This window comes from Nocardia xishanensis NBRC 101358 (genome assembly GCF_001613365.1).
Classification (GTDB): Bacteria; Actinomycetota; Actinomycetes; order Mycobacteriales; family Mycobacteriaceae; genus Nocardia; species Nocardia xishanensis.
On sequence record NZ_BDCF01000062.1, the window covers coordinates 1 to 24248 of the forward strand.

23 protein-coding genes and 1 tRNA gene are annotated in these 24248 nt (G+C 68.2%); 13 read left to right on the forward strand and 11 right to left on the reverse strand.

Features of this window, described 5'->3' with window-relative positions:
• Window positions 1-341: 341 nt before the first annotated feature.
• Window positions 342-1406, forward strand: coding sequence for a nitronate monooxygenase (locus NX1_RS31155; RefSeq protein ID WP_174555550.1), 1065 nt, complete (start codon window positions 342-344; stop codon window positions 1404-1406).
• Window positions 1407-1474: 68 nt separating this feature from the next.
• Window positions 1475-1867, forward strand: a complete 393-nt coding sequence (locus tag NX1_RS31160; protein ID WP_068067414.1) for an SCO5389 family protein — start codon at window positions 1475-1477, stop codon at window positions 1865-1867.
• Window positions 1868-1932: 65 nt separating this feature from the next.
• Here NX1_RS31160 and NX1_RS31165 read toward each other — a convergent pair whose 3' ends face one another.
• Window positions 1933-3396, reverse strand: a complete 1464-nt coding sequence (locus NX1_RS31165; protein WP_068067417.1) for a flavin-containing monooxygenase — start codon at window positions 3394-3396, stop codon at window positions 1933-1935.
• 116 nt (window positions 3397-3512) lie between these two features.
• Between NX1_RS31165 and NX1_RS31170 the strand changes: the two genes are divergently transcribed.
• The 3 genes from NX1_RS31170 to NX1_RS31180 all read left to right on the forward strand — a co-directional run bounded on the left by NX1_RS31170 (window position 3513) and on the right by NX1_RS31180 (window position 6859).
• Complete coding sequence (locus NX1_RS31170; protein WP_068067504.1) at window positions 3513-3905, forward strand: ArsR/SmtB family transcription factor; 393 nt, start codon at window positions 3513-3515, stop codon at window positions 3903-3905.
• Between the two features lie 221 nt (window positions 3906-4126).
• The gene (locus tag NX1_RS31175; protein ID WP_068067508.1) at window positions 4127-5062 is read left to right on the forward strand and encodes a cation diffusion facilitator family transporter; all 936 of its coding nucleotides are present in this window, start codon (window positions 4127-4129) and stop codon (window positions 5060-5062) included.
• Between the two features lie 159 nt (window positions 5063-5221).
• Entirely contained in the window at window positions 5222-6859 is a 1638-nt protein-coding gene (locus NX1_RS31180) for a long-chain fatty acid--CoA ligase (protein WP_068067511.1), read from the forward strand.
• Between the two features lie 47 nt (window positions 6860-6906).
• On the opposite strand, the gene NX1_RS31185 is transcribed toward NX1_RS31180, so the two are convergent.
• Together NX1_RS31185 and NX1_RS31190 are read right to left on the reverse strand one after the other, a co-directional pair.
• Window positions 6907-8112, reverse strand: a complete 1206-nt coding sequence (locus NX1_RS31185) for an AI-2E family transporter (RefSeq protein WP_068067423.1) — start codon at window positions 8110-8112, stop codon at window positions 6907-6909.
• Between the two features lie 63 nt (window positions 8113-8175).
• Window positions 8176-9021 (reverse strand): alpha/beta fold hydrolase, encoded by an 846-nt coding sequence (locus NX1_RS31190; protein ID WP_068067426.1) that lies wholly within the window; start codon window positions 9019-9021, stop codon window positions 8176-8178.
• 53 nt (window positions 9022-9074) lie between these two features.
• Between NX1_RS31190 and NX1_RS31195 the strand changes: the two genes are divergently transcribed.
• Complete coding sequence (locus tag NX1_RS31195; RefSeq protein ID WP_245668772.1) at window positions 9075-9701, forward strand: TetR/AcrR family transcriptional regulator; 627 nt, start codon at window positions 9075-9077, stop codon at window positions 9699-9701.
• A gap of 482 nt (window positions 9702-10183) precedes the next feature.
• Here the strand turns inward: NX1_RS31195 and NX1_RS31200 are convergent.
• From NX1_RS31200 to NX1_RS31210, 3 genes are all read right to left on the reverse strand, one after another.
• Window positions 10184-10256: transfer RNA gene (locus NX1_RS31200), tRNA-Arg, on the reverse strand.
• Window positions 10257-10367: 111 nt separating this feature from the next.
• The gene (locus NX1_RS31205; protein WP_068067431.1) at window positions 10368-11198 is read right to left on the reverse strand and encodes a hypothetical protein; all 831 of its coding nucleotides are present in this window, start codon (window positions 11196-11198) and stop codon (window positions 10368-10370) included.
• 117 nt (window positions 11199-11315) lie between these two features.
• The gene (locus NX1_RS31210) at window positions 11316-11942 is read right to left on the reverse strand and encodes a C40 family peptidase (RefSeq protein ID WP_245668774.1); all 627 of its coding nucleotides are present in this window, start codon (window positions 11940-11942) and stop codon (window positions 11316-11318) included.
• Between NX1_RS31210 and NX1_RS36670 the strand changes: the two genes are divergently transcribed.
• Complete coding sequence (locus NX1_RS36670) at window positions 11904-12605, forward strand: hypothetical protein (RefSeq protein ID WP_157120253.1); 702 nt, start codon at window positions 11904-11906, stop codon at window positions 12603-12605. The two genes, NX1_RS31210 and NX1_RS36670, sit on opposite strands and share 39 nt — an antisense overlap.
• A 299-nt stretch (window positions 12606-12904) precedes the next feature.
• Here the strand turns inward: NX1_RS36670 and NX1_RS36675 are convergent, their stop codons facing one another.
• The 3 genes from NX1_RS36675 to NX1_RS31225 all read right to left on the reverse strand — a co-directional run bounded on the left by NX1_RS36675 (window position 12905) and on the right by NX1_RS31225 (window position 15480).
• Window positions 12905-13615: a hypothetical protein gene (locus tag NX1_RS36675; RefSeq protein ID WP_157120255.1), complete on the reverse strand. Its 711-nt coding sequence runs from the start codon at window positions 13613-13615 to the stop codon at window positions 12905-12907.
• Window positions 13616-14046: 431 nt separating this feature from the next.
• Window positions 14047-14772 carry a ParA family protein gene (locus tag NX1_RS31220; protein ID WP_157120257.1) on the reverse strand — a complete coding sequence of 242 codons (726 nt, stop codon included), beginning with the start codon at window positions 14770-14772 and terminating at the stop codon, window positions 14047-14049.
• A 141-nt stretch (window positions 14773-14913) separates the two neighbouring features.
• Entirely contained in the window at window positions 14914-15480 is a 567-nt protein-coding gene (locus tag NX1_RS31225; protein WP_068067438.1) for an isochorismatase family protein, read from the reverse strand.
• A gap of 518 nt (window positions 15481-15998) precedes the next feature.
• Between NX1_RS31225 and NX1_RS31230 the strand changes: the two genes are divergently transcribed.
• The 3 genes from NX1_RS31230 to NX1_RS31240 all read left to right on the forward strand — a co-directional run bounded on the left by NX1_RS31230 (window position 15999) and on the right by NX1_RS31240 (window position 19508).
• Complete coding sequence (locus NX1_RS31230; protein WP_068067441.1) at window positions 15999-17459, forward strand: aminotransferase class I/II-fold pyridoxal phosphate-dependent enzyme; 1461 nt, start codon at window positions 15999-16001, stop codon at window positions 17457-17459.
• Window positions 17460-17634: 175 nt separating this feature from the next.
• Window positions 17635-18636, forward strand: a complete 1002-nt coding sequence (locus tag NX1_RS31235) for an adenylate/guanylate cyclase domain-containing protein (protein WP_373864935.1) — start codon at window positions 17635-17637, stop codon at window positions 18634-18636.
• A 104-nt stretch (window positions 18637-18740) separates the two neighbouring features.
• Entirely contained in the window at window positions 18741-19508 is a 768-nt protein-coding gene (locus tag NX1_RS31240; protein ID WP_068067445.1) for an RluA family pseudouridine synthase, read from the forward strand.
• 39 nt (window positions 19509-19547) lie between these two features.
• Here the strand turns inward: NX1_RS31240 and NX1_RS31245 are convergent, their stop codons facing one another.
• Window positions 19548-20195, reverse strand: a complete 648-nt coding sequence (locus NX1_RS31245) for a TIGR03086 family metal-binding protein (RefSeq protein WP_068067448.1) — start codon at window positions 20193-20195, stop codon at window positions 19548-19550.
• Between the two features lie 51 nt (window positions 20196-20246).
• Between NX1_RS31245 and NX1_RS31250 the strand changes: the two genes are divergently transcribed.
• Entirely contained in the window at window positions 20247-20702 is a 456-nt protein-coding gene (locus NX1_RS31250) for a MarR family winged helix-turn-helix transcriptional regulator (protein ID WP_068067450.1), read from the forward strand.
• Between the two features lie 152 nt (window positions 20703-20854).
• The gene (locus NX1_RS31255) at window positions 20855-21634 is read left to right on the forward strand and encodes a metallophosphoesterase (RefSeq protein ID WP_068067453.1); all 780 of its coding nucleotides are present in this window, start codon (window positions 20855-20857) and stop codon (window positions 21632-21634) included.
• On the opposite strand, the gene NX1_RS31260 is transcribed toward NX1_RS31255, so the two are convergent.
• Window positions 21635-22690, reverse strand: a complete 1056-nt coding sequence (locus tag NX1_RS31260; RefSeq protein WP_245668776.1) for an AraC family transcriptional regulator — start codon at window positions 22688-22690, stop codon at window positions 21635-21637.
• Window positions 22691-22774: 84 nt separating this feature from the next.
• On the opposite strand from NX1_RS31260, the gene NX1_RS31265 reads away from it, so the two are divergent.
• Window positions 22775-24241 (forward strand): flavin-containing monooxygenase, encoded by a 1467-nt coding sequence (locus NX1_RS31265; RefSeq protein ID WP_068067459.1) that lies wholly within the window; start codon window positions 22775-22777, stop codon window positions 24239-24241.
• The last annotated feature ends 7 nt before the right edge of the window (window positions 24242-24248 follow it).

Here is a 24248-nt window from a genome sequence, read left to right on the forward strand (position 1 = left end):
GGCCGCGCGGACCCGCTCGGCCTGCGACTCGGCGCGGTGCCGCGTCGGCCGACCCGTCACGCCATCGCCGATAAGGCTCTCGACCGTAATGGAACTGGGGCCTACCCGGTGCTGCGACAAAGCTTCGTCCTAGCGTCCGACTACATTGGTGAACGAAGGCCGCCGCGTCGCGAACGTGCTGCCGGTCCGGCCGAAACCCGCGATGTCCGAGGGTTCGGATTTCCCGGTGACCGAAGTTTGTAACGTTTCGGCATCCGTTGTGACGGGAACTCTACCCCGTCGTGACCATTCCGCAACCTTCGATTCTGAAATCGCAGGTGAGAGCTGGATAACCGGTCTCGATGGGCGAGACTTGGGCCGTGATCATCGATGAATTGCGCATCCCGATCGTGCTCGCTCCCATGGCGGGCGGTCCTTCCACTCCGGAGCTCACCGCCGCGGTCGCCGAAGCGGGCGGATTCGGCGTTCTTGCCGCCGGTTACCTGAGCGCGGCCGATACCGCCGACCGAATCGCCGCGACCCGCGCACTCACCGACGCGCCGCTCGGCGTGAATCTTTTCGCGCCTGGCCCGCCGACTCCGCCCGCCGACTACGCGGACTACCTGGCCGAACTCGGCGCCGGGCACCGGCTCGGCGCCGCGAAGCACGACACCGACGACTGGGACGCCAAGCTCGACCTGCTCGTCGAGACGCCGGTCGCGGTCGTCACCATCACCTTCGGCTGCCCAACCGCCGCCGAGGTGAACCGGCTGCACGCGGTGGGGACCGAAGTCTGGGTGACCGTCACGTCGGTCGCCGAGGCCGAGATCGCCGTCGCCGCAGGCGCCGACGTGCTGGTCGCCCAGGGCGCCGAAGCGGGCGGGCACCGCGCCACCTTCGTCGACCGAGTCGCCGATGACGCGGTCGATCCGCTCGGTCTGCTCGCCCTGCTGCAACTGCTCACCGCCACGGTGGACGTGCCGATCGTGGCCGCGGGCGGAATCGCCACCGGCGCAGGCATCGCCGCCGCGCTCGCCGCCGGCGCGTCAGCGGCGCAGTTGGGCACCGTGTTCCTGCGCTGCCGGGAAGCGGGCACCAACCCGGTGCACCGCGCGGCCGTGCCGAGCGAAGCGCCAACGATGCTCACCCGCGCCTTCACCGGACGCCGCGCCCGCGGCCTGCGCAACGAGTTCATGGTCGAGCACAGCGCGACAGCGCCCGCCGCGTATCCCGAAATCCACTACGCGACAGCGCCGTTGCGGGCCACCGCACGGGCTGCGGGCAATCCCGAGGAAGTGAACCTGTGGGCGGGCCAGACCCAGTCTCTGACGCCCGAGCTACCGGCCCGCGAACTGGTCGCCCAGCTGGCCGCCGCGACGAAAAGCGCACTGGAGTCGGCACTTTCGCGACGAATCCAGGATTGTTGACAACCACTTTCGATTAGACTTCAAGGCGCATCGCACGGCATCCACCCCATCCCAAGGAGGAGAGCGCCATGTCCCTCGACGTACCTGCCGCACTGCTGGAACGCGCCGAACGCGGCGAGATCGACGACGCCGATTTCGTCGACTGCGTCCGGAACTCGTTGCCATACGCCTGGGAGGTCGTGAGCCGGGTGGTCGGTGAATTGAATTCGGGCACAGCCGAATTCGCCGACAACGTAGTGCCCCCGCCGGACGAGGTGGCCCGCGGCCAGCTGCTGCGCGCGCTCGCCTCGGACGCCATCCGCGGCGGCCTCGAGCGGCACTTCGGCGTGAAGCTCGCCTTCCAGAACTGCCACCGCGTCGCGGCCTTCCCGGTGTCCGCGGTCGGCGGCGAGACCTACAGCACGTTCATCGGCACCAGGGCCCAGCTGCTCAACCAGAGCCCGGAGCTGCGCAACTGCTGAGACAGCGGGCGACTCGCCCCCGTCCGGTCGGTGCAGGGGCCGACCGGACGGGGGCGAGTCGTGCGTCAAGCGGTGGCGCGAGCCTCGTCGTAATCGGACGGGTCGAAAGTTCTCGTCTTCCATCGATAGAGAACCGTGGCGCCGGGCCAGTTGTTGGTGATGCGCCCCGCCGCGTTGCGGTACCAGCTGGAGCAGAAATTCCACGGCGTGTCCTTCAGCCTGCGCTGCAGCCAGTCGTCCCAATCCTGTTCGACCTTCGCGCGGGCGGCGAGGTAGCGGCCGGGATGCTCGGCCAGGTACTGCACCACCTGCCGGATGTAGCGGGCCTGGGATTCGAGCATGTAGATGATCGAGCCCGAGCCGACATTGGTGTTCGGGCCGTACATCATGAAGAGGTTCGGGAAGTACGGAACCGAAAGGCCAAGGTAGGCACGGGCTCCCGCGTCGCCCCACACATCGGCGAGCTTGCGGCCGCCGACGCCGTAGATGTTCATCGGGGCGAGGAATTCGGTGCCCTTGAAGCCCGTGCCGTAGACGATCACGTCGACTTGGTGCTCGACACCGTCGACGGTGCGGATGCCGGTCGGCGTGACGGCCTCGATCGCCGTCGTCTCCACCGTGACGTTCGACTGGGCGAGCGCGGGAAAGTACTCGTTGGAGAACAAGCCGCGCTTGCATCCCGCGGCGTAGTCGGGCGTCAGCTTCGCGCGCAATTCCGGGTCGGGCACCTGCTGTTCGCGATGCCGGTCGGCCAGCGCGATCACCGGGGTCTTCATGGCCGGGATGTCGGTCAGCGCGAGCGCGAGCACCTCGAAGAACGACCAGATCGCGAACCGCTCGGCCCACCGGCTCGGCGGAAAGTACTTGAACAAAGCGTGATGCAGCGCGCTGTACTCGACGTCGCGCTTGGGCAGCACCCAGGCCGCCGAACGCTGGAACAGCGTGAGGTGCTCGACCTTCGGCTGGATGCGCGGAATGTACTGGATCGCACTGGCTCCGGTGCCGATGCAGGCGACCCGCTTTCCGGTGAGGTCGATGTCGTGGTTCCACTCGGCGGAGTGGAAGGCGGGTCCGGTGAAGGTGTCGATGCCGGGCAGGTTCGGCAGCGCGGGCCTTGACAGCTGGCCGACGGCGGGGATGAGGATGTCCGCGCTCAGCCGCGTTCCATCGCCGGTGCTGATCTGCCAGCGCCCGGTGCGCTCGTCGAATTCGGCGTCGGTGACCTCGGTACCGAAGCGGATGTAGCGGGCCAGGTCGTGCTTGTCCGCGACTCCGCGCATGTAGTCGTGGATGTCGCGCTGTTCGGAAAAGCGCCGCGGCCAATCGGATTTGGGTTCGTAGGACCACGAGTAGAGCGGCGACGGCACGTCGCACGCGGCGCCGGGATAGGTGTTCTCCCGCCAGACCCCACCGAGATCGGCGGCCCGTTCCAGGATGGTGAAGTTCTCCAGCCCGGCGCGCCGCAGCTCGAGCGCCATGCCGAGCCCCGCGAATCCGGCTCCGATGATGATGATGGACGGCGTTGACATGTTTCGAGCGTAAAGCGGGCGACGGCCGCCGCCGAGGCATCACCGGTCACCTAATCCATATTTTCGGCCACATCGCGGCCATACCCTCCGGGGTTTACATGCTCTATTATCTGCGTATGAATGCAGATAACCAGCCACTGCGGCCGCCGATCGCCGAGGACCAGGTCCGGCTGGTCGTCGAGGTGTTCCGCATGCTGGCCGACCCGACCCGGGTGCAGATCTTGTGGGCGCTGGTGGATCGGGAGCTCTCGGTGAACGACCTGGCCGGGCAGGCGGGCAAGCCCGCGCCGTCGGTCTCCCAGCACCTGGCCAAGCTGCGCATGGCGCGACTGGTGCGCACGCGCAGGGCGGGCACCACGATCTTCTACAGCCTGGAGAACGAGCACGTCCGCCAGCTGGTGGTGGACGCGGTCTACAACGCCGAGCACGCCGGACCAGGCATCCCGCCGCACCACCGCGGCGCGGGCGCGGTGCTCGAACTGCCGGAGCGGAAACGAGCGACGCCGTGAGCCATACGAAACGCCCTCGGGGACAGGCGGATTCGCCGCCCTCCGAGCTGACCGGCCACGACTCCGAGCGGAAGGGCCGAGACCGGCACGGAGCCGGGCACGCCGATGCGCGGCGCGCTAACGGGCGCGACGAAGACTTCGGGCACGCGCACGACCACGGACACGCGCACGACCACGGGCATCCACACACGCACGACCACGATCACCACCACCCCGGCGGTCTGCGCGGCATCCTCCGCGAGATCTTCGCCCCGCACAGCCACGACGCCGCCGACAGCATCGATGACGCGCTCGAGGCCAGCGCGGTGGGCATCCGAGCCGTCAAGATCAGCCTCGCGGTGCTCGGACTCACCGCCCTGCTCCAGGTCCTCGTCGTCGTGGTCTCCGGATCGGTGGCGCTGGCCGCCGACACCATCCACAACTTCTCCGACGCGCTCACCGCGGTCCCGCTGTGGATCGCGTTCGCGCTCGGCCGCCGGGCGGCCACTCGTCGCTACACCTACGGCTTCGGCAGGGCCGAGGATCTCGCCGGGCTCTTCGTCGTCGCGATGATCGCACTGTCGGCGCTCATCGCGGGGTACGAGGCGGCGCGCAGGCTCGTTCATCCGGTGCCGATCGAGCACCTGGGCTGGGTCGCGCTGGCCGGGCTGATCGGCTTCCTCGGCAACGAGACCGTGGCGCTGTACCGGATCAGGGTCGGGCGGCGCATCGGGTCGGCGGCGCTGGTCGCCGACGGCTTGCACGCGCGCACCGACGGATTCACCTCGCTCGCCGTGCTGCTCGGCGCGGCCGGGGTGGCTCTCGGCTTCCCGCAGGCCGATCCGATCGTCGGCCTGCTGATCACACTGGCCATTCTGGCCGTGTTGCGCACCGCGGCGCGCGATGTCTTCCACCGGTTGATGGACGGGGTGGAACCGGCTCTGGTGGCGGACGCGGAGCGGGCGCTCGCGGCCGAGCCTGGTGTCGAGGGGGTGCGCAGTCTGCGCATGCGCTGGATCGGTCACCGGCTGCACGCGGACGTCGAAATCGATGTTGTGCCGACGATCACACTGGCCGACGCGCACCGCCTCGCGCACGAGGCCGAGCACACCCTCACGCATGCAGTACCGAAGCTGGACACCGCCCTCGTCCACGCGTATCCGGCCCACAACCATTGACAGCTTTAGCTTTTCGGTTGCCGTGCTGACCTGGGGAAACTGAGGGCGGACGCCCCCGTTTCCGATTCGGGTCGTGGCTGGTCGCGCTGTGACGACGTTTGGGTAGCATCGCCGCTGTGACGTGGCTCATGCCGGCCACTGAGGATGAAGGAGTTACCGATGTTGAGCACCATGCAGGACGAACCACTCTCGCTGGCGACGCTGTTGAAGTACGCCTCGACCTTCCAGGGTGAGAGCACGGTGTCCACTTGGACCGGCTCCGGTGTGCGGACCATGACCTACCGCGAGATGGGCGCCGAGGCGGCTCGACTGGCGAACGCGCTGCGCGGGTTCGGCATCGGCGTCGGCGACCGGGTCGGCACCTTCATGTGGAACAACAACGAGCACATGGTCGCCTACATCGCGGTGCCCGCCATGGGCGCGGTGCTGCACGCGCTCAACATTCGCCTGTTCCCCGAGCAGCTGGTCTACGTGGCCAACCACGCCGAGGACCAGGTCGTCATCGTCGACGGCAGCCTGGTGCCGATGTTCGCCCAGTATCTGCCGAACCTGAAGACGGTGCGCCACGTCATCGTCGCCAACGGTGACGCGTCCACGCTGCAGGCCCCCGAGGGCGTGCAGGTGCACTCCTACACCGAGCTGCTCGCCGCCCAGCCCGACACCTTCGACTTCCCGGTGATCGACGAACGCTCCGCCGCGGCAATGTGTTACACCTCCGGCACCACCGGCGACCCGAAGGGCGTGGTGTACTCGCACCGCTCCAACTGGCTGCACGCCATGCAGGTCTGCTCGCCGATGGGCATGGGCTTCACCGGATCCGACAACGTGCTGGCCATCGTGCCGCTGTTCCACGCCAACGCCTGGGGCCTGCCCTACGCCGCGCTGATGTCGGGCGCGAATGTGCTGATGCCCGACCGCTTCCTGCAGCCGGGGCCGCTGCTGGAGATGATGGCCGATCAGCTGCCGACCTTCGCCGCGGCCGTGCCGACCATCTGGGGCGGCGTGCTCGCGGGTCTCGCGGCCAAGCCGCAGGACATCTCGCACCTGCGCACCGCGGTCGTCGGCGGTTCGGCGGTTCCGCCCTCGATGATGCGCGCGTTCCAGGAGCAGCACGGCGTGCGCATCCTGCACGCGTGGGGCATGACCGAGACCTCCCCGCTCGGCAGCGTCGCGCACCCGCCCGCAGGCGTCACCGGTGAGGAGGAGTGGGAATACCGCTACACCCAGGGCCGTTTCCCCGCCAGCGTGCAGGCGCGGCTGGTCGGCGACGACGGCGCCGTGGTGCCCAACGACGGCGAATCGCTCGGCGAGCTGGAGGTTCGCGGTCCGTGGATCACCGCCTCCTACTACTCCCCCGATGGCGGGGTCATCGACCCGGACAAGTTCGACGACGGCTGGCTGCGCACCGGCGACGTCGGCAAGATCAGCCCGAACGGCTACCTCACCCTGGTCGACCGCTCCAAGGACGTCATCAAGTCCGGCGGCGAATGGATTTCGTCGGTTGATCTGGAGAATGCCGTGATCGGCCACCCGTCCGTCGCCGAGGCCGCCGTCATCGGCGTGCCCGACGAGAAGTGGGACGAGCGCCCGCTGGTGGCGGTGGTGCTCGCCGAGGGCGCCGAGGCCAAGGCCGAGGAGCTGCGCGACTTCCTGGCCGACAAGTTCGCGAAATGGCAGTTGCCGGAACGCTGGACGTTCATCGCCGAGGTGCCCAAGACCAGCGTCGGCAAGTTCGACAAGAAGCGCCTGCGCGCCCAGTACGCCGACGGCGATCTGACCGTCACGACGCTTTCCTGAGCGTCCGCGAAGCCCGGTCGCGTTGCGCGCGACCGGGCTTCGCGCCGTCAGCTGTCCGCCTCGGTTCCGACCCGGCGGGCCCGCTTGGCCTGGGCCCGGTCGATGCGTGGATCCTCGGTCACCTCATAGCGTTTCAGATACAGGCTCACGAACGACTGCACCGTGGCGACGGCCGGGATGGCGAGCAGCGCACCCACCGCGCCGAGCAGCGCACCACCCGCGAGCACGGCGAGCAGGGCGACGGCCGGATTGACGTCGACGGTGCGCGCGGTCAGCTTCGGTTGCAGGACGTAGTCCTGGAGTTGCTGGTAGACGATCACGAACAGAATCACCCACACCGCGTCCAGCGGCCGGATGGTGAGTGCGACCAGCACCGGCAGCGCCCCGGCCAGATACGTTCCGACGGTCGGCACGAACGAGGCGACCACGCCGAACCACACCCCCATGGCGATGGCGTTGGGCACGCCGAGCACCGCGAGGAAGATGCCGTGCGCCACCGCGGAGATCACCGCGAGCAGCGCGCGGGAGTAGAGGTAGCCGCCGGTTTTCTGGATGGCGAGATCCCAGGCGTGCAGCACCGCGTTCTGCTTGGTCGGCGGCAGCAGCGAGCACAGCGAGTGCCGCAGCTTCGGCCCTCCCGCGGTGAGATAGATACTGAACAGCGCGATCAGCAGCACCTTGGCCAGCCCGCCGACGATCGTGGCGGAAAGACCCCACACGTGGCCCGCGGCGTGCTCGGCGTATCCGGTGAGCGTGTGCGTGTCCTCGGTCAGCTGGCCGCGCAGCTGATCGAGGGTGAAGTCCTGGTGGAACGTGTGATTCACCCAGTCGACCGAGTCGTTCACCAGCCGCGGCAGTTCGATCACCAGGTCGTGGACGGTCTCCACCAGCAGCGTGCCGAGCGCCACGATGAAGCCCGCGGCGAACAAGAAGACCAGCACGAAGACCACCGCGGTGCCGAGTCCACGGGACATGCCGCGCGCCGCCATGCTGTCCACCGCGGGTTCCATCGCCAGCGAGACGAAGAACGCCACGAACAGCACGACGAACAACCCGATCAGCCGGTGCGCCGCCCAGTCGAGCAACTGGAACGCGCCGAGCAGCAGGAAGGCCAGCACCAGCGCCCTCGGCAACCACGGGGGCATCCGCCTGCGCTCGGGTTCCGGGGCCGGCTGCTCGCGCGCCGCGATCTCGGAGCCGGTCGGCTCCGATGCCTCGGGACCCGGCTCGGCGTCGGGCGGGTGGGCGGCCACGAGCCAAGTGTGGTCGATCCGGCCGCGAATTCGCGGTTGCGACCCGCGGCCGGATCGGGGGCGCTAGCGCTGCGCTCGGTCGCCGGTCAGAAACTCCGAGATGGCGGCGCCGACCGCGTCGGGCCGATCGAGCATCGACAGCACATAGGCGTCCTCGATCTCGATCAGCCGTCCGCGCGGGATCAACTCGGCCAGCCTGCGGCCGTGCTCACGCGGCATCACCTTGCCCTCGGCTGACCACAGGATCAGCGCGTCGCCCGAAAAGTGTTTCAGCGCTTCGGTATTCGCAATGAGCTCGGCCTTGGGAAAGCCGGACTTGGTGTAGGCGAGCAGGTCGCGGCGGATGCGTTCGTCGCGCAGGCCCGGTTCGGTCCAGCCGCGCACCAGGTCGTCGGGCAGCGGCCTGCGCGCCATCCACCCGAACAGCAGCGGCGAGGAGCGCAGCCACCGCACGCGTAATTGCCGCAGCGCCAGCGATATTCCGCCTGGCAGCGCGGTCGCGACGGTGGCCATCTTGCCTGGCAGGCCGGGCGGGAAGTTGTCGAAGGCCTCGCAGGGCAGCACGATCAGCCTGCCGACGCGCTCGTCGAGACCGTAGGCGGTGAGGAACAGCCCGCCGCCCCAGTCGCTGTGCACCAAGGTGACATCGCGCAGGTCGAGCGCGGCGAGAAAGTCCGCGATGAGCTGGTTCAGCCCGCGCAGGCTCAGGTCGACACCTGGTTTCAGCGGGATCGGATGCGCGCCGAGTGGCAGGTCCGGCAGCACGTAACGGAACCCCGCGGGCAGCTGATCGAGCACCCCGTCCCACACCGTGTGATTCATCAGCAAGCCGTGCAAGAGCACCACCGGCGGCCCGTCGCCGCGCTCGGCATAGTGCACTCGACCAGCGGGAAGATCGATCGTCGGCATCGAATTCCTCCATTCGAGCGTTCGCTCTAGAGTGTTTGCTCTAGTCTGTAGCGGTGACCGAGAAGATGTCAACAAGCACCCGCGATCGCCTCGTCACGGCCATGGCGGAACTGATGCGCACCCACGGGTACAGCGGCACCAGCGTCAAACAGGTCACCGTCGCGGCGGGCGCGCCGATGGGCTCGCTCTACCACCACTTCCCTGCGGGCAAACCACAGATCGCCGCCGCCGCCCTGCGCACCTCCGGCGCCGCCTACATCCAGCTGCTCCCCTTACTCATGGACCCGTACGACGATCTACGCGCCGCGGTGCCCGCCGCCTTCGCCGCCGCAGCCGAACAGATCGAGCAGGCCGACTGGATCAACATGTGCCCCGTCGGCACCGTCGCCGGTGAGATCGCTGACAGCGAGCCCACCCTCCGCGAGGTCGCGGCGGAGGTCATCGGCGACTGGGTCGAGCAGGGAACGGACTACTTCGTCCGCCGCGGCGTCGAACCCACCGCGGCCCGCGACCTGATCCTCGCGATCCTCAGCGCCTTGGAGGGAGCGTTCGTCCTGAGCCGCACCCTGCGCACGGCAGAGCCGCTGCGTTCCGCCGGACGCGCAATGGGAGCACGAGTCATGGAGTTACTGGCCGAAACTCGCGACGGAGTTCGGGCGCGACAGGACGCGACGACCTGAGACAGGCCGCCGAACGCGTGATGGGAGCGCGGGTCATCGAAAGGGCCGATTTGCGCTCGCGACGGATTCCGCCCGCGAAGGACGCGGCGAATCGAGGCAGGTCCTCAGGACGCGCGTCGAGTGCGCAGTGTTGGCCGAACGCGCGGTCCATGGTGAGCACCGCGGCGTGACGCATCGCATCGGCTGCTCTCATCGCGCCCAGCGCCGCTGAGAGGAAACCTGGGACAGCCGAGAATGATTCACAGAGCACCCAAGAGCAACAACGTCCCCGAACGCAACAACCGACCACGCACCGTTACGAGCAATCCCACGAATAGCCGACCTACACAAGCAGGTCCGCCCCGAACAAAAGCCGACCACCGCAAGGGGGTCCGGGGGCGAAGCCCGCCGGGCGGGGCGTGGGGGTTGCAACCCCCACAAAAATGACGAAATGAGCCCCCAGCGAGCGCCCTCCGCGAGCATGGCTCACCGAGCGAATGAAGTGCCCTCGGCAGGATTCGAACCTGCGACACCCGCTTTAGGAGAGCGGTGCTCTATCCCCTGAGCTACGAAGGCCGGTTTGGTGGGACTGTCGCAGTCTACCGGGTCGGGCGCTCAGGAACAGCATCGTGCCGATCGCGCGAATATCGGGTGGTGATCGGCCCACCCGTACGCCGCGCTCGGCGCTCAGAACCCGCCGTCGAAACCTCCGCCGTCGAAGCCGCCGCCCCCGTCGTAACCGCCCCCGTCGTAGCCACCTCCGTAGCCACCTCCGTCGTAACCCCCGTCGTAACCACCGCCGTCGTACGGGGCGGTGTCCGAACCCCAGTCGCCCGCGTTACCCTCGCCCGCCGCGACTCCGTCCTGATATCCCTCGCCGTAGCCGCTCTCGAATCCCTGCGCGCCGTACCCCACACCCGACATTCCGGCGAACAGCGAGGTGAACAAGAGCGCGGAGCCGAGCCCCCATGCGCCGCCGATGAGCGCCGGCTTCCACCAGGGTTCGGAGTACCAGCCCGCGGGCACCGGCCGTCCCGCGACGCGGCCGCCGGGATAGTAGTTCGGCGTGGCCTGGGAGGGGTTGGGTGAGGCGGCGATCTCTCTGCCCTCGAAGGCGATCACCCGATCCTCGCTCACTCGCCCTGCCACGGCCTGGCCGTCGAGCTCGGGGATCGAGGGGCCCGGATCCATGCCCATCGCGGAGCGTGCGGCCCGAATGTAGTAGAGACCTTCTAGCGCAGTCTGTTTCGCCAGCCGGGCCTGGGCGGGCGTTGCGGCCTGGTCGAGCTGTGAGCCCGCGGCGGCGTATCGCTCCGAGGCGTCCACGAGTGCTTGCTTCGCCGCATCGTTGCTGCCGCTCAGGTTGTAGATCTGACCCGCGAGCCGCTCGTTCACCTGACGGGCGTCGGCGAGCGCGTCGGCCAGCTCGGTCTGCGTCCGCTGCTTGCCCTCGCGCCCACGCATGAGCAGCAAGATCGCCACGGCCACGACCACGATCAAAACCAGCAGCCACTCCATAGTCCGTCCGCCTTCCGTACACGGTAGGCCCCGAATCCGAGTTTACTGACGGCTTGCTGCTGCCGGGCTGAGCGTCCAAGCTGCGCAGTGCCCACAAGGCGAGCCACCAGGCGGCCATCAGTATCGGCGGGCGCCCGCGTAGGGCATCGAGGACATCGGCGACATCACGACGCCCGTGCCGTACGTCGAGGCGTGGATCACCTGACCGTCCCCGGCGTACAGACCGGTGTGGCCGCCGCCGTAGAAGGACACGACGTCTCCCGGCTCGAGCTCCTCCTGGGATATCGCCTTCCCCGAGGACAGTTGCTGGTAGCTCGTGCGCGGCACCTCGACGCCTGCCTGCTCGTAGGACCACTGCACCAGACCGGAGCAGTCGAAGACGTCGGGTCCTGTCGCGCCCATGCTGTAGTCGGAGCCGATCTTGCGGCGCGCGGCCTCGACCGCGATGGCGCCGGGAGACGGATGCTCGACGACCGGGGGCTTCGGCGCCGCGAACGGCGCAGGCAGCACCGGTTCGAGCAGTCCGGCCAGGAACGGGAGATGGGCGCGCAGCAGATCGATGGCCGTCGACGGCGTCGTGATCGCCGGGGTCGGCGGGGTCGCCGCCGTCTGCGAATCCGCCGGGGAAGGCGGAGTCGCCGCGAACTCGATCACCTTCAGCGGGGCGGTGTACACCACCTCGGCGGGACTGGCGAGCGCGGGAGCATGTGTCACCGGCAGCGACTGCTCCGCCATCTGGATCATGCGCGGAAGGTCGACAAGAGGGATGCCGAAGATGGCCGGAAGATCCTCGACGGCCGCAACATCCGTGGCGACCGGAACGCCCGCGACCGAGACCTCCGCGGCGGCCGGAATCTCCATGCCGTTAGCGACACCGACCGCGACGGGAACGTTCACGACGGCCGTAGCGTCGACAGCGGCCGGAACACTCACGACAGCCGGAACATCGACAGCGGCCGGAACACTCACGACAGCCGTAGCGTCGACAGCGGCCGGAACACTCACGACAGCCGGAACATCGACCGCAGCCGGAACACTCACGACAGCCGGAACATCGACCGCAGCCGGAACACTCACGACAGCCGGAACATCGACCGCAGCCGGAACATTTACGACAGCCGGGTCATCGACCGCGACCGGAATGTCGAAGGCAGCTGGCTCGTCGATGATGGCGGGCACAACCTGGGATGGGCGTACTCGAATATCTGGATAATCGAATTCGGTGAAAGCGGGCGGTACCGGAATCGCGTCCGGAACTTCGAAAACTCCGATGCCGGGAATCTCGACCGGCTTGGCCGAGGCCTGTCCGGCGCCCAGGAGCAGGGCGCCGATCGCCGCCGCGGCGGCGGCCAGGCCACAGAAAATCGCGCGACGCAGGAAGCGCGAATATCGACCCTCAGCGGTTGATGCCATGATGCGGTCCTCCGATGCTCATATCGAAGGTTTTCGGCCTGCCGTGCGGCGCCGCAATTTCGGCGGGCAGGGACGTCACCTCGACCTTCGAATTCGATTCGAAAAACATCACGGTGTTCAGTCCAGCGGATCCGAGCGTCCATCTTGCGCCGGTCCAGTAGGGCCGCAAACACCAACACGCCCTTTTATCATAACGAAACAATAACCAAATGTCACTAATTAGATATTCAGAAAACAATACGGCGCCCCGCTCGGAATTCTTTCCGTAGCGGGGCGCCGTTTTCGCGAGAACGTCAGGCGGTGATCTGCTCCTCGATCTGTTCGGCGAGCGTGCGCAGACGGGCCGCGAATTCGCGGGCCGCGGCCGGATCGCCGCTGGAACCCTTGACGACCCGCCTGCTCAGCGCGACCAAGCGCGATTCCATGGTGGAGAACAGATCGACGGGGCGGTGGCCGCCCGCCTCGGTCAGTTCCCCGCGCAGCCACGCCTGCAACCGCGCGATCACCTCGGCCTCGTCGAAACGATCCGGCAGCAGCGCGATCGCCTCGCGCAGCTTGCCCGCCGTGACCTTGCCGCCGGGGCCGCCCGCGATCGTCGTGTACACGGTCACCGCCGCGTCCTCACCGTGTTCCGCGGCCACCGGGAGCAGTTCGCGCACCTGCCCCTCGTTGATCGTCGGCGCGACGGGATGCAGCCGAGCGGCCAGCGGCCATGCGCGAATCAGCTTGTGCGCGTATGAACGCTGCATATCCCAGCGCTGCTCGACATAGTCGTCGAAGCTGGGGTGCTGGTCGCGGTAGAGGCGTCCGTCCCGGACGATCTGCAACGCGCGCCCCGCAGCCCAGAACGCGATACGCAGCGAGTCGATCGAGGACTCGCACGCGCTGAGCTGCTCTTGTTCACGCCGGTTCAGCGGTCCCTCGCCCGCCGTGGGCAGCGGCATGGTGAGCACGTCGGCCAGCTGTTCCGTCTCGCTCGGGCTCGTCGCGACAATCGCACGCATCTCCTGCGCCCCCGGCATGACAGGCGCCTGCGGCATCACTTGCGTCGCGGCCGGGAGGGGCGCGGCCGGGCGCATCGCTTGCGGCTCCGCCGGAACCGCCGAAACCGGGTGCATCGCTTGCGTGCCTGCGGGGACGGGCGCGACCGGCGGCACGACTCGCGCCTCGACCGGAGCCGACGCGGCCGAGGGCATCGCATGCGTCTCGATTGGGACAGACGCGGACTGGCGGAGTGGCTGGGTCGCCGGCAGCGGGTCCGCGACAACCGGCCGGGACGGCTCGGTTCCTCGCGGAAACTCCTCCGCGACCGGCCGTAGCCGCTCCGATCGCCATTCGGCGTCGCGCAGCGGCGAGACCGGCGGGGTGTGTTCGGCGCTGTCGGACAGTGGATTCGCGGCCCCGCCGATGGACCCTTTTCTACGTTGCGGAGGCATCAGGCCGGCACCTCCACCGCTAGTCGATATGGGGCGACCAACTCGTCGCCGACCTGCCGGTATTCGCCGAGGTCCGCGATCGGGTTCTCGGCGCCTTCGCCGACCTCACCGTCCGCGGCCTCGCGATACCACTTCCACGCACTCAGGTACGGGCCGAATACGTCGTAGCCCGCGTCCTCCAAATTGCCGCGCTGCGTGCGGTATTCGGTGGAGACGTTCACACCGTTCTTCATGGTGACGGGCACCTTGGTCATCAGCACTCGTACCCGGATTTCCCGGTCGGTTCCGGCGGCGGCCTCCGCTGCGGCCTGATATGTACTCGGCACACGCTTGACCTCCGACGGACTCACACTGGTCAGCAAAATGAGTTCGTCACTGACCGGAATAGCCGCCTTGAAAATCTCGGCCGACTCACCGCCCGCATCGACGATGACGACGTCGAATTTGTGAGCGTTGTCGTGGATGCAGTCGTCGACGTGCCGGGACGGAAAGGCGATCAATTCGAACGGCACCGCCACCCGTCCTTTGATCAGCCTGCGATACCAGGAATATCCGGTCTGGCTGAGCGGGTCCGCGTCGATGACCAGCACCCGCAGGTCGTGCACTCTGGCGAAATAGGAGGCCAGGAAGAAGGCCGAAGTGGTTTTTCCGACACCGCCCTTCAGATTTCCCAAGGTGACCACCAGGGGTTTGGGCAGTTCGAGTGGCGCAACAGAATTCGTCATGGACAGTCCTCCGAGCGTGAGGAGTGCAAGAAACTCTGGCAAAAAGAGTCTTGCACAGCGCAAGCGAATTACCGTTCATTGCAACGCGTATTTTTGGGCGACGCGACCGTGTCCAATTGGACACAGTGGCCGGACGGCCGGTCAGGCGCCCAGCGCCGCGAGAATCTGCTCGGTCGAACAGACACGCCCAAGGCGCGGGAAAATCTTGGTGAAAGAGTGCACGTGCGAGGCCTCGTCCGTGTCGGTGGTCGCGTCCTCGGCGAAGACCAGCTCATAGCTGTGCTCCCACGCCGAGCGCGCGGTCGACTCCACGCCGATGCTGGTGGCGATGCCCGCTAGTACGAGCCGGTCGATGCGGCGGCGGCGCAATTGGAGATCGAGCTCCGTGCCGGTGAACGCACCCCAGTGCCGCTTGGTGATGAACACGTCGGCCAGGTCGACCAGCTCGGCCGGGATCTCCCCGAAAGGTGGCCGAGGGGCGGCGGCCGGGCCGGGGCGATCGCAGGCGGCGGGCGGCAAGTCGCCGCTGTCCTCGGACCACTCGACGCGCACCACCACGACGGGTAACCGATTGGCGCGAAACGCCTTGGCGAGGCGGACGCTCTGCCGCAGCACGTCGCGCACGGGACGCACCGTCGGCCGTTCGAGTATCCCGCGCTGAAGATCGATCAGTACCAACGCGGTGTTGTCGAAGCTGGCGACGGGCACTGCGAATCCTCTCGGCTTCTTCCGCGAGAAGCCATCTAGTTAGCAAAACTCACAATTTTTCCAACTTTATCGCACGAGTCAAGACCCCTCGAGCGTCGACTTCCAAGCCCTCGGAGCGCCGCGCGATGGAACAGGCCGAGCAACTCGTCTACCTGGGCGATAGTCGACATTTTCATGTAATATGTTGTGCCACAACCGGTTTCAAACTAAGCCAAGTAACGTCGGCCTCGCCGTCATCCGAGCCCAACCGCAAACACCGACACGAGCGAGTAGGGCGCGGCCATCGGCGTCGCGTCGACCTTGCGTGGCGCTCGTCGGCCAACACCGGACAGCCTCAGCCAGACAACCACGGACCCGGCGGTGCGAGCGGGCAAACGCCGGAGTTGCTCGTCGACTGCCGCGCGGCCCGTCGTCGCGCACAGGACCCGACCGCGACAGCGCGGGACTTATCCCACAGCAGCGCCGCTTCCCCAGGTCAGCCGGAGATTAGCGGACCGGGCAGCGGGTAGCTCCCGATCATGGACCACTCACGAGCTCCCCTGGTGGACGCACTCGCCGCGTATCACCGCTCGGACCGGTACGGGTTCACCCCGCCGGGCCACCGACAGGGTCGCGGTGTCGACGAGCGTGTGCTCGACACGATTGGGCGGGACGCGTTCCGCTCCGATGTGCTGATCGGACCCGGTTTGGACGACCGCCTCGCCAGAGGCGGCTATCTGGCCGAGGCCGAGGAACTGATGGCCGACGCGGTGGGCGCCGACACGGCCTTCTTCTCCACCTGCGGCAGCTCGCTGTCGGTGAAGGCCGCGATGATGGCGGTGGCAGGCGGCCAGGGTGGCGGTTTGCTGGTGGCCCGCGACAGCCACAAATCCATCGTCGCCGGGCTGATCTTCGCGGGCGTCAGGCCGCACTGGATCACGCCGCGCTGGGACGCCGAGCGGCACTTCTCCCATCCGCCCTCGCCGCAACAGGTGCGCGAAGCATGGGAACGCAATCCCGACGCGGCGGGCGCGCTGATCGTCAGCCCGAGCCCGTACGGCACCTGCGCCGATATCGCAGGCATCGCCGATGTCTGTCACGAGCGCGGCAAGCCGCTGATCGTCGACGAGGCGTGGGGCGCCCACCTGCCTTTCCATCCCGAATTGCCCACCTGGGCGATGGATGTGGGTGCGGACCTGTGCGTGGTGAGCGTGCACAAGATGGGGGCTGGGTTCGAGCAGGGCTCGGTGTTCCATCTCCAGGGCGATCTGGTCGACCCGGCGCGGCTGAGCGCGTGCGCCGATCTGCTCATGACCACCAGCCCGAGCGTGCTGGTCTACACCGCGCTCGACGGCTGGCGCAGGCAGATGGTGCAGCACGGGCGAGAGTTGCTCGACGCGGCCCTGCGCGTCGCCGACGATGCCCGCGCCGATTTGGCCCGGATACCGGGCATCACCGTGATGGCAGACGAACTGCTCGGCGTCGAGGCCTCGCACGATCTGGATCGGCTCCAGGTGCTGATGGACGTCTCCGGGACGGGATCGACGGGCTACGACGCCGCCGACTGGCTGCGCGAGCACCGCCACATCGACATGGGGCTGGTCGATCACCGCCGCATTCTCGCGACGCTGTCGATCGCCGACGACAAGGAAACCGTCGCGTCCTTGGTTGACGGCGTTGCCGCGTGGCGCGACCAACTGAAAGACCCGCGGCCTTCGCAGATCCGTTTGCCATCCCCCAAGGAGCTGCAGCTCGAGACGGTGGAGCTGCCGCGCGAGGCGTTCTTCGGTGACGTCGAGATCGTCCCGATCGCCAAGGCGCCGGGACGAATCTCGGCCGAGCAGCTCACCCCGTACCCGCCCGGCATTCCGGTGGCGGTGCCCGGCGAGCGGCTCAACGAAGCGGTGGTCGAGTACTTGCGGTCGGGTCACGAGGAGGGCATGAACGTGCCGGACGCGGCGGATTCCAGCCTGGAAACGGTGCGCGTCGTTCGCGAGTGAACCCACCGGCTCCGCGGCCGCCAGGCCCGGTCGGAGGTCGCCCGGCCGCACTCGGCGGACGTCTGCCGCGGTGATCTTCGCACCATCGGCCCGAGCCCACCCGCGCTGTGCTGTGACGTCCCCCAAGGCGGCATCGACGGACTCCACCCACGCGCGTCCTGGCCGTAAGGTTGCGATCATGTCGAAGCCCGAGATCTCCGAGCTCGTCCAGTCGGTGGTGGAGTCGTATCTGCTCGACGGCGAGCGCAGGTACAACCGCGCCGAGGTGGCCGAGCGGTCGGGGGTGTCCCCCGCGATCTCCCGGCGACTGTGGACCGCCCTCGGCTTTCCGGAGAATCCCGAAGACGCCATCGACTACACCGACGCCGATGTCGACGCGGTGCAGCACTTCCGCGGCCTGAAAGTGGTCGCCGCCTCCGATATGCGCCAGCAGGCCGCGGCCGCGCGCACACTCGGTCAGTCCATGGCGCGGCTGGCGGAATGGCAGGCCGATCTGGTCATTTCCGAGATCTCGACCAAAGTCGCGGACGCCACCCGCGAGGACGGCGCCGACACGGCGGAGATCGCCAGGCTCGCCACCGAGGAGACGATCTCGGTGCTCGAGGAGTTGCAGACCTACGCGTGGCGCCGCCATCTGGCCGCGGCGCTGGCCCGCTCCTTCGACAACGAGAGCCGGGCCGAGGACTCCACCAGGGAGCTGGCGGTCGGCTTCGCCGACATGGTCGGCTACACCCGGTTGACCAGGCACCTGCACCCGGACGAGCTGTCGACGCTGCTGGAGGCGTTCGAGTCGACGACGAACGCGGCGATCACCGAGAACGGCGGCTGGGTGATCAAGCACGTCGGCGACGAAGTGATGTTCGCGGCGGAGACGGCGCAGGCGGCCGCGCGCATCGCGCTGGCCATCCAGGAGTCGACGATGATGGTCGGCGGAACGCCGGACCTGCGCGTCGCCCTCGCCTACGGCCCCGTGCTGCAACGGTGGGGCGACCTCTACGGCTCGGTGGTCAACATCGCTTCCCGCCTGACCGGCGTCGCCCGCCCAGGCACCGTCCTCGTCGACGACGCCGCGGCCGCGGAACTGGCCGACGACCCGGAATTCGACGTGCGCAACCTCCGCAGCGTCCGAGTCCGCGGCTTCAACCGGCTGCGCCCCCACGCCCTGCGTCGCGGCTGACACCCCCTGCCACACAATTCGCATACGCCACACAAAGCCGGTACCTGTGTGCGGCGTATGCACGGGCTGTGGGAGCGGCTCGGCGAGCACGTAGGGTCGTGCGGATGGGTATCGAGTGGGCGCGGTTGCGAGAGGACTGTCTGATCGCCGAGGACGAGGCGGTTCTCGCGTTGAACAAGCCCGCGGGGATTTCGGTCACCGGCGAGCGGCACGACACCGACATCGTGGAATTGGCCGCGGCGGCGGGTGAGACGTTGTACCCGGTGCACCGGATCGACAAGGTGACCTCGGGATTGGTGCTACTGGCCAAGGATCTCGGCGCGCACGGTGAGCTCACCAGGCAGTTCAACAAGCAGACCGCGGACAAGGCGTATTTGGCGATCGTCGATTCCACCGGGTTGCCCGAGCGCGGCGTGATCGATCTGCCGTTGAGCGTCGGCCGGAAGAACCGGGTGCGGATCGCGGCGCCGCGCGAGAGCATCCGCGACGAGAGCGGGCGCTGGTTCGTGAACGAAAGCGATCTGCTCGACACCAAGAACTATCCGTCGCTGACTCGCTTCGCGACCGTGTCGCGCGCCGAGCGGCACACGGTGCTAGCGCTGCGCCCGGTGACCGGCCGTCGCCACCAGATCCGGGTGCACCTGGCCTGGATCGGGCACCCGATCCTCGGCGACCCGCTTTTCGACAAGTCCGGCGCCTATCCGCGCGCCCACCTGCATTCGTGGCGGCTCGGTCTCGCCGCGTCCTGGCGCACCCCGCCCGAGCTGGATCTGGACGCATCGCCCGGTGCGGACTTCTGGGCGCCGGTCGCTCCGCCGGATCCGGCCGTACTCCTCGACCGCGCGGCCGAACTGCTCAGCACGGTCTCCTGACCCTTCCGCCCGCTACCGCGCCGGAGCTGCTTCGATTTGCTACGCGCGCAACGACTTCGGCGTCCACTCGGGCGCGCGCCCGAGCTGCCGGAGCACCCGGTCCATGGTCGAACCCGCGCCATCCGCCGTCAGCGCGGGGGCGAACGCCGCGCCGGGCGCCGAACGCTCCTGACCGTCCGGAACCGCCGCCGCGACCTCGAGCGCCATCAGCGCCAATTCCGGATCGGGGTCGACGGTCTCGCCGATCGAACGCGCCACGTCCCACGCGTGCACGACGCTGTCGACCAAGTGGAACCGAATGACGGTCGCGGCGGGAAGCCGATGCCTGGTGGAGAACTCGGGAAGCAGCACGGTGCGCTCGAAGACGCCCTGCTCGGCGAAGGCCGCGACGACCTCCTCCGCGGCGGCCAGGTAGTCGGCCACCGGATCCGCCGCGGGCCGCACCTCCCAGGCGCCGGGGTCGTCGGCTCCGCGCACCGCACCAGCGAACCCGCGGTCCTGGGTGGCCATGTGTGCCAGCAAAGCGCGTAAATCCCAACCGGCACAGGGTGTTTCGTCGGTCAGTCGCGCGGCGTCGACCCGCGCGACGGCACCCGCGCTCAGCCGCACGGCCCGTGCGTGCAGCGCACGCAGCCGCTCGTTCGACTCGGTCGTGTCGGTCGCTTTTCCTTCGGATTCGATACTCATGCGCTTATCGTAAGCATACGCTTATCATCTGCCAAGAAGTATTTTCTAGGCATGCCAGACCCCGACCGACCCGATCTCGCCGCGATGGTCGTGCCGCTCGGCCGCGCACTCGTCGCGGCCGAACTGCCCGTCCTGGAACGCAACGGGCTCACCATGTGGGCCTACGGAGTGCTACTCGGCCTGGAACTGGAGCCGGTGTACACGCAGGCCGCGCTGGCCAAGGCCATCGGCGCGGACAAGACTCGCATCATCGGCGTCCTCGACGACCTGCAACGACGCGGCCTCATCGAACGCGCGCCCGACCCCACCGACCGGCGCGTCAACCTGGTCTCGCTCACCAAGGAAGGCAAGGCGGTCCGCGACCGCGCCCAGCGGGAGATCCGCGACCGAGAGGAAGAAATGCTCGCCGCGCTCCCGCGCGCCGATCGCCAGGCATTCCTCCGCACGCTGCACACGCTCTGGGCGAACGTCACCGCCGAGCGAGGCTCCCAGGCGCCGCGAATGTGACCGTCGCCACTTTCGTGCGGTGCCGCCCCGCACGGTGGCGAGCCTCATGAAGACGGACAATGCGCAGGTCATCTAGCCTGGGACAGTGCCGAGCACACGATGTGGGCACACTCTGACGCAACGCAGCGATCCCTCAGAGAAAGCGAACGCCGATGATCCTGGTGGCACAGGTCAGCGATACACACTTCGATCTCGGCGCCCGTAACGCCGAACGCGTGGAGCGGGTGATGGCCTTTCTCGCCGATTTACGCCGCAAGCCCGACGCCATCCTGGTGACCGGTGACATCACCGATTCCGGCAAGGCCGAACAGTACGCCGAGGCCCGCGTCGCGCTGGCCGCCGACATTCCGGTCTACCCCATTCCCGGAAATCACGACGATCGCGCCAACTTCCGCACCGCGCTGCTCGGCGAGCCCGCCGCGACCACGCCGATCAACCACGCGCACCGGATCGGCGAACTGACTGTGGCCCTGCTGGATTCGAGCATTCCCGGGGAGGCGGGCGGCGCGCTCGCCGAGGAGACCTACGACTGGCTGCACGGCGTGCTCGCCGACGCGCCCGCCGACGGACCCATCCTGCTCGCGATGCACCACCCGCCGGTGCACCTGCACAGCCCGATCATCGACGGCATCACCCTCGCCGACCCCGATCGCCTCGCCGCGCTGGTGGCCGGGGACGAGCGCATTCTCGGCGTGCTCACCGGACACGCGCACTCCGCGGCGACAACGACCTTCGGTGGTCGCCCGCTGCTGGTCGCGCCGAGCACGGCCTCGGTGCTCGGCGGCGAGTGGGAGCTCGAATTGCCGGGCCACGTGATGGATTACGCGCCGGACCCGGCCGTCGCGTTGCACGTCATCGACGAGAAAGGCGGCCTGACAACACATTTCCGCCCCGTCTCGATGGGCGGCTATCTCGGCGTGCAGCCCGGCTGATCAGCGCAGCGTCACTCGCTCGCGGCGGTACGCGGCAGGCGTGACGCCGGTCCAGCGCTTGAACGCGTAGATGAAGGTGGAGGACTCGGCGTAGCCGAGGCGGATCGCCACGTCGCTCACCGAAAGCGGTGTCGCGGAGAGCATTTCCTCGGCGAGGGCGCGGCGCACCTCGTCCAGCAGTACGCGATAGCTGGTGCCCGCCGCGTCGAGATGTCTGCGCAGCGTCCTGGTGCTCATGTTCAGCTCGCGCGCCACCAGGTCGATACCCGGCGGCGCGGCGAAACCGTCCGCACCGCCGGGCACCAGCAGCTCGCGCACCTCCGCGGCGATGCCCGTGCGCGCCCTGCGGCGATCCACCAGCTGACGACACTGGGCCAGGCACATCGCCCAGGTGTGCTCATTGGCCTGCGGCAGTGGCTGTTCCAGCATCGCGGGATCGATGGTGAACACGTTGTGCGCCCGACCGTACGCGGGGCGCACGCCGAGCACCTCGGTCACCCGGTCGACGTATCCAGGTTCCGCGAAACGGAATTCGGCGCGCAACAGCGGCACCGGCCGTCCGAGCAGATCGCTCATCACCTGGTACATGGCCGTCACGTCGCGTTCGACCAGGAACTGGCGCACGTCCGCGGGCACCGACTCGTCGTGCACCCGCGCGACGAACTCCCCCGCCTCCCAGTGCGCGACCGGCAGGCAGAAGGCGAAACTCAGATCGAGGAACCGCAGCGCGAAGGAGATCGCCTCGCCGAGGGTCGGACTGCTCACGCACGCGAAGCCGAAGATGCCGAAGGTGGTGATCCGGTACCGCCTGCCCAGCTCGACGCCGAGCGCGGGCTCGTCGACCTCGCGGACCAGATTGCGGATCACCGCGAGCTCGGTGTGCGCGTCGATCTGGGCGTCGGGGTCGCGCAGCACGGCGTCGGTCAGTCCGGTGCCTGCCAGCATGCGGGCCGCGGACACACCGTGCTCGCCCGCGTACCCCACCATCAGGGCCACGCCGGCGATCCCGCGCGGGAAGTTCCAGTCGCGGATTCCAGCAGCCAGCACCCGCTCCACAGCCCACATTATGGCCGAAAGTCTCGATGCACCCGTCGGCGCCGGTTCTAGAGTGGAGACATCGGATGTTGTGAGGAGTGTCACATGACAGCTGGCGACCGGCCATCGGTTCTCATCATCGGCGCGGGTTTCGGCGGTATCGGAACCGCGATCGAGCTGCGCCGTAACGGCATCCGCGACATCACGATCCTGGAGCGGGCCGCCGACCTCGGCGGCGTGTGGCGGGAGAACACCTACCCTGGCGCGGCCTGCGACGTGCCGTCGCCGCTCTACTCCTACTCCTACGAACCGAAGCCGGATTGGCCGCAGCGCTACTCCGGCCGCGACGCCATCCACGACTACCTGCGCGGGGTCGCGCGGCGGCACGAACTGCTGGAGGCCATCGTCTTCGGCGCCGACGTGACCGACGCCGAATTCGACGAGCAGACCGGCCGGTGGTCCGTCCGCACCGCCGACGGCACCACCAGGATCGCCGATGTGCTGATCTCGGCGGTCGGCCAGCTCTCCCGGCCCAAGCTCCCCGACCTTCCCGGCATCGACACCTTCGCCGGTGCGTCCTTCCACTCCGCCGAGTGGGACCACGACGTGGACCTGACGGGAAAGCGCGTCCTGTGCATCGGCACCGGCGCCAGCGCCATTCAGTACATCCCCGAGATCCAGCCGAAGGTCGAGCACCTGACGCTGTTCCAGCGCACCGCGGCCTGGGTCATCCCCAAGTTCGACACCGACTACTCACCCATCCAGCACAAGCTGTTCGCGAAACTGCCCGGCGCGCTGCTGGTCGAGCGGTTCGGCTGGTGGTCGGCGGGCGAATTCGTCTCGTTGGGGCTGGTCGAATTCCCCGGCATCGCACGGATGGTCGGCCGCATCGCCGAGAAGCACCTGCACAAACAGGTCGCCGACCCGGAGCTGCGGGCCAAGCTCACGCCCGACTACCCCATCGGCTGCAAGCGCGGGCTGTTCTCGAACGACTACTACCCCGCGCTCACCCAGCCCAACGTGGCGGTCGAGACCACGGCGATCAGCGAGGTCGTTCCCCAGGGCGTGCGCACCGCGGACGGCAGGTTGCACCAGGCCGACGTGATCATCTACGGCACCGGTTTCAAGGGAACCGAATTTCTCTGGCCGATGCGGATCTACGGCCGCGGCGGCCGCAAACTCGCCGACGCGTGGGCCGACGGCGCGCACGCCTTCCTCGGCATCACCGTGCCCGACTTCCCGAACCTCTTCCTTGTCTACGGGCCGAACACCAACCTCGCGGCGGGCTCGATCATCTACATGATCGAATCGCAGGCCCGCTATATCCGGCAGGCGGTGCGGCTGCTCGCCGACCGGCCAGGCCACACCATCGAGGTCCGCGACGAACTCGAGCGCGAATTCAACGACGCGCTCCAGCGACGACTGGCCCGCACGCCGTGGAACTTCTGCACCAGCTGGTACCGCACCGCCTCGGGCCGCATCACGAACAACTGGCCTGGCACCGTGTCCAGATACCGCCGCCGTACCCGTCGGTTTAACCGCGACGACTACACCCTGACCAGGGTCGCCTGATCCGGCG